This is a genomic window from Phocaeicola faecicola (assembly GCF_013618865.1).
GTDB classification, from domain to species: Bacteria; Bacteroidota; Bacteroidia; order Bacteroidales; family Bacteroidaceae; genus Phocaeicola; species Phocaeicola faecicola.
The window spans coordinates 1-4298 of sequence record NZ_JABSOE010000122.1 but is presented as its reverse complement, the minus strand read 5'-3'; the positions used below and the strand labels follow the sequence as shown (position 1 = coordinate 4298).

Sequence of the window (4298 nt, the reverse complement as noted above, 5' to 3'; positions counted from 1 at the left end):
TTTCCCATTCGGATAAGTCGGTTTGGGATAGGTTTCTTAATTGGAATACTAACCTAATCACTTGCCAGTGTGATTATTATCAAGCCCCTATTATGGGCGCACTGAACGAAAAGAAACTGCCGTCCTCGCAGATAACGGAGAAGTTCGTTTCTCCCGGAAAGCCCTCTGTCGTGGCTTTCACCCTGATTACGTTCTCCGCACCGTCCGCCTTGCCCGCTATGATGTGGTTGCTTCCCAAATCGACATAGCGGACGGCGGCGGGGAAGATGATATGCACCGTCTTGGCAAAGGTCACTTCCACGCCGTAGGGCGTAACCATTTGGCGGTACGGGAGTTTCCGGGTAATCCCCCGGTACAAGTCGTTGCCAGCCGCATACTTCACGGTGTCAGCGGTTTGTGCGTTTGCCGCACACACGCCCAGCAAGAGGGCGAACAATCCAAAAATCTGTTTCATTGCTAATTGAAATTTTAACGGTTGATAAAATGGTTATTGTTGTTTGGCATACAGCATGACTTTATAGCCTGCTTTCAGCTTCACTTTCACGGTTCGGAACTTCTTGGCGAGGTAGCCGGACGTTCCTTGCAGCAATCCCCTTGTCACGTCCATAGCCACCTGCTGCCCGGCACTTTGGGCAAAGGAAATGCTTGTACCCAGCCCGCTTCCGATATTCGCCATAGCTTCGTTGAACGCTTCCTGCTCCATAGAGGACGGGACGGAAAGCCCCTTTTGCCCGTCCGTGTCGAACACGGCGAGTTCCACCGGGATGATGTTGCCAGCGTACTCAATCGAGGACACCAGTATGTCGAGCCGTTCGCCCTGCACCTTTGCCGTTCCCGCCACAAGGGTATTCTTCGGCACAACGATATTTCCCGCCTGCATGGGTTCGAGCAGCCGTAGTTTCACCGCCTGCCCGTCCACCAGTGTTTGGTCTTGGTGTATGCAGGCGGCTACCGTGTTCTTTCCCATAGCGTACCCCGTGCCTACCGCCGTGTTGAAGCCGTAGTTTCGTGGCTGGCTGTAAGCCCGGATGAAGTCGGCATCGCTCATGGGCTGCTGCAATCCCGAAACGGTCGTTTCCCGGATAGCCTGCACCGGAATAGCCGGAGTGCCGATACCGCCGCCGTTCTGCCCGGCTGTCGGTATTTGGGCAATCTGTCCCCTTTGTCCGTCCTGCCCGTTCATGTACTTTGCCGCCAGCTCGTAGGACTTTTCCAAGAGTGCCATTTGGTCGTCAGCCGTAGGCGTGGCGTTCTGCTGCTGTTTCAGTCGGTCGGTCAGTTCCGCCACCTGCCGTTTCAATTCCTCTTTTTCCTCGTCCACAGGGGGCGTTTCGTAGAACGTGCTTAACTGGCGGTTGATGTCCCGGTAAGCCGCCCGTGAAGAAGCACCGCCGCCCCTTTGTGGCTTCGGATCTTCTTCCGGCATCAGGTTGATTTCCTCTTGTGGTTCTTCCGTATCATCGTCCAGCGTGAAACCGAAGTCCTGCAAGGATTGTATCTTGTCCTGCTGTTTGCGGCTTGTCACCGCCTGCTCGTAAGCCTTTTGCTTGTCGGCTATAATCCCGTCCTCTGCGGGCAGGGGTATGTCGGCATTGAAGCCGCCCACGCTTTCCACATTCACGTCCTCTTTGCCGGAGGGTGCGAATATCAGGTACATGCACCCTGCAAAGGCAAGGAACATCAGCGGGAAGACTATCATTTTCCTGCGCTGCTGCACCTGCTGCGGGGTAAGTTCCCGTTTGGGCTTATTTTCCTTTTTCGGCTTCCCGTCCGCCTGCGGTGCGGTCGTGCCGTTCTCATTCTTCTGTACTTCTTCCATATTGCGGTCTGTTTAACGGGTTGATACTTTGGGTTGTGTCATTGCCTTGCAACGGCAGTTGTCTGATATGTTCTATTTGTAGCCTCCTGCCGTCCCGTTTCCCGATATTGTATATTGATGAAACGGTGATGTAGATAGACAAGCCGCCGAAAAAGAAGAACATCAGGAGGATAACCGCCAGCCTTTTGCCCGGCGTAATCCGTCCGCACATTCGGCGCAGGCGGTCGTCCGCCCAGTCCCGCACCTTTTCGATGTGGTTTCGTTTTCTTTCCATAAGGCTATCTCTTGACGGTTTGTAAATCCTTGTTTTCGGTAATGGTGAACGCTTCGATGATGAAGCCGTGCGGGTTGTTGTCGCTCCGTGTGGCGTTGAGCAGGCGGCACGAGGTCACAAGGCTTCGCACCGTCAGGCTGCTTTCCCGGACAATCAACTGGCGGGCATACGTGTTCACCTTGTAGGGGTACTGGTCGAAGTCGCACTTCACGCTGTCAATCTCCACCGTCTGCGTGACGTTTCCGGAAATCACCCGGTTGTAGTAGCCCTTTTCCGCCAAGTCCTTGTAATAGTTGAAAGCGGTCTTGTCGGCGAGAAACAACGAGCGTTTGATGTTGCTTTCGATAGCCCCCTTTTCGGGTGATAAGGTGAAGAAAAGTTCGTGGAAACGCCGCACGTGCGACTTGGCTTCCACGGGTCTGTTCTGCGCCATGTCCTGCGAGAGTGCCAGCATCAGGCTTTTGCCGTTGTCGAGGACGTATATCTTCTGCCGCTGCTTTTCGGCGAAGCTGTACGAGTTCCACACGGCAAAGCCCGTCACCAGTGCGCACAGGCAGATGAATACCAGCGCAAAGAGCCGGATTTGCCGGAAACTCGTTTCGATGTTCGTTAATGACTTAAATTCCATATACTAAATATTGATGTTGGTTATTTGAGTAGTTTCCCGGTTACTTTCCCGCTTGCCGCACCGACCGCAGCCCCGGCGATTGAACCAGCCCGTGCCACGTTGCGGTTATAGGCAGACGTACCGCCAGCCGACACTATCCAGCTTGCCACCGTTGGAATGGTGAAGTAGCCCACGATGCCGATAATCATAAAGATTATATACACGGTGCTGCTCCCGTCCGGGATGAAATCCGGGTCTGAAAGCTGCTCGATGTCTTTTTGGAGCATCAGGGTTTGTATGCGTGCCAGCACGCTGCTGAACAAGTCCGACACGGGCAGCCACAGGTAAATGGAGATATAGCGTGAAATCCACCGGGTCAGCGTGCTTTGGAAACCGTCATAGACGGAAATCGCAAACGCCAGCGGACCCAGTATGCTTAACACGATTAGGAAGAACGTACGCAGCGTGTCTATAATCAGCCCCGCCGCCTGAAAGAGCATTTCCAATAACTCCCTGAACCAGTCCCGGACGGACTTCTTTATATTATAAGCCGTCCTGTCCATGTACATGCCCGTCATGGTCACCATGTCGGAGGGCGACCAGCCCAGTTCTTCCAGTTGTCGGTCAAATTCCTCGTCCGATGCGAGGTAAGCCGTTTCGGGGCTTCGCATCAGGGCTTCATATTCCAGTCGGTCTTTCTGCGCCCGGTACTCGTTCATGTCGAAAGTCTGCGTTTCCATAAGCTGGTTGCACCCTTTCACCACTGGCGACAGCACCGTGTTGATAGTCCCCAGCACGAAAGTTGGAAAAAACATGATGCACAGCCCCAGTGCAAAGGGACGCAGGAGCGGGTACACGTCTATGGGTTCGGCACGTGCGAGCGACTGCCACACTTTGGCGGCTACATAGAACAAAGCTCCCAGCCCGGCTATCCCTTTGGCTACCCCCGTCATGTTGCTGCACAAGGGCATCATTTCATCGTACAGCACCCGCAACACTTGGTGCAGGTTGTCAAAATCCACCGCTGCTAATAACATAGGCATACCGATTTATATGTTACCAGTAGCGTTCATCCGCCGAGCCGTAGAGAGCCAGCACCCGGTCGGTGTCGTTCTTCTTCTTCGCCCGCAGGTAGGACACGGATATGTTCTTTCGGGTGTAGTAGTTCACGAGGTTGCGGTAGTTGAGCAGGCTTTTATAGGCGTTGTTGATTACCGCCAGCCTTTCGGCATCCGTCAGCGACATGCCCGTCACGTTCACTACATTCTTCAAGTCCTGCAACACGTCCGCACTTTCGGAGAGCAGCTTGGCGTACCCGGCTGAAATGGCTGTGAGTTCATCCGGCGTGTAGTTCGGGTCTGCCAGCATGTTCTGATAGTTTCGCACGTAGATTTCGGATATTTCCGCCACCAGCTCAATGGACTTCTTCACCTTGATGCCGCCCTTGACAACATCGTGTACCGCTTTGAGCGGTAGGCTAAGCATCCAACGCCCTGCCGTATTACTACGGTGGGTTTTCGGAAGCTCGCCCCCAAACCGGACGTACACGTCTCCGCGTATCCGGCTTTCTACTAATAATATCAATCTATTCATTGTTA

General features: G+C 53.8%; 5 protein-coding genes and 1 pseudogene. All 6 read right to left on the bottom strand.

Translation table 11 applies throughout. The features are described 5' to 3' along the window. Window positions 1-97: 97 nt before the first annotated feature. Window positions 98-454, bottom strand: a pseudogene (locus tag H3001_RS18740) (DUF4138 domain-containing protein); the annotation flags it as partial. Between the two features lie 33 nt (window positions 455-487). Beyond that, window positions 488-1819: a conjugative transposon protein TraM gene (traM, locus tag H3001_RS18735; RefSeq protein ID WP_181215754.1), complete on the bottom strand. Its 1332-nt coding sequence runs from the start codon at window positions 1817-1819 to the stop codon at window positions 488-490. Then, window positions 1797-2093, bottom strand: coding sequence for a TraL conjugative transposon family protein (locus H3001_RS18730; RefSeq protein ID WP_181215753.1), 297 nt, complete (start codon window positions 2091-2093; stop codon window positions 1797-1799). Before H3001_RS18730 ends, traM begins: the two co-directional genes overlap by 23 nt. A gap of 4 nt (window positions 2094-2097) precedes the next feature. Then, a complete protein-coding gene (traK, locus tag H3001_RS18725) occupies window positions 2098-2721 on the bottom strand; it encodes a conjugative transposon protein TraK (protein WP_118107962.1) in 624 nt (207 codons plus the stop codon). Between the two features lie 20 nt (window positions 2722-2741). Then, the gene (traJ, locus tag H3001_RS18720) at window positions 2742-3737 is read right to left on the bottom strand and encodes a conjugative transposon protein TraJ (RefSeq protein ID WP_007845741.1); all 996 of its coding nucleotides are present in this window, start codon (window positions 3735-3737) and stop codon (window positions 2742-2744) included. Window positions 3738-3756: 19 nt separating this feature from the next. After that, on the bottom strand, window positions 3757-4298 hold a 542-nt coding region (locus tag H3001_RS18715), incomplete at its 5' end, for a hypothetical protein (RefSeq protein ID WP_449579119.1).

What these genes read in the sequence shown, in the direction of transcription:
- traK (WP_118107962.1), bottom strand. Translation starts at nt 2,721, where the DNA reads ATGGAATTTAAGTCATTAACGAACATCGAAACGAGTTTCCGGCAAATC.
- traJ (WP_007845741.1), bottom strand. Translation starts at nt 3,737, where the DNA reads ATGTTATTAGCAGCGGTGGATTTTGACAACCTGCACCAAGTGTTGCGG.
- H3001_RS18730 (WP_181215753.1), bottom strand. Translation starts at nt 2,093, where the DNA reads ATGGAAAGAAAACGAAACCACATCGAAAAGGTGCGGGACTGGGCGGAC.
- traM (WP_181215754.1), bottom strand. Translation starts at nt 1,819, where the DNA reads ATGGAAGAAGTACAGAAGAATGAGAACGGCACGACCGCACCGCAGGCG.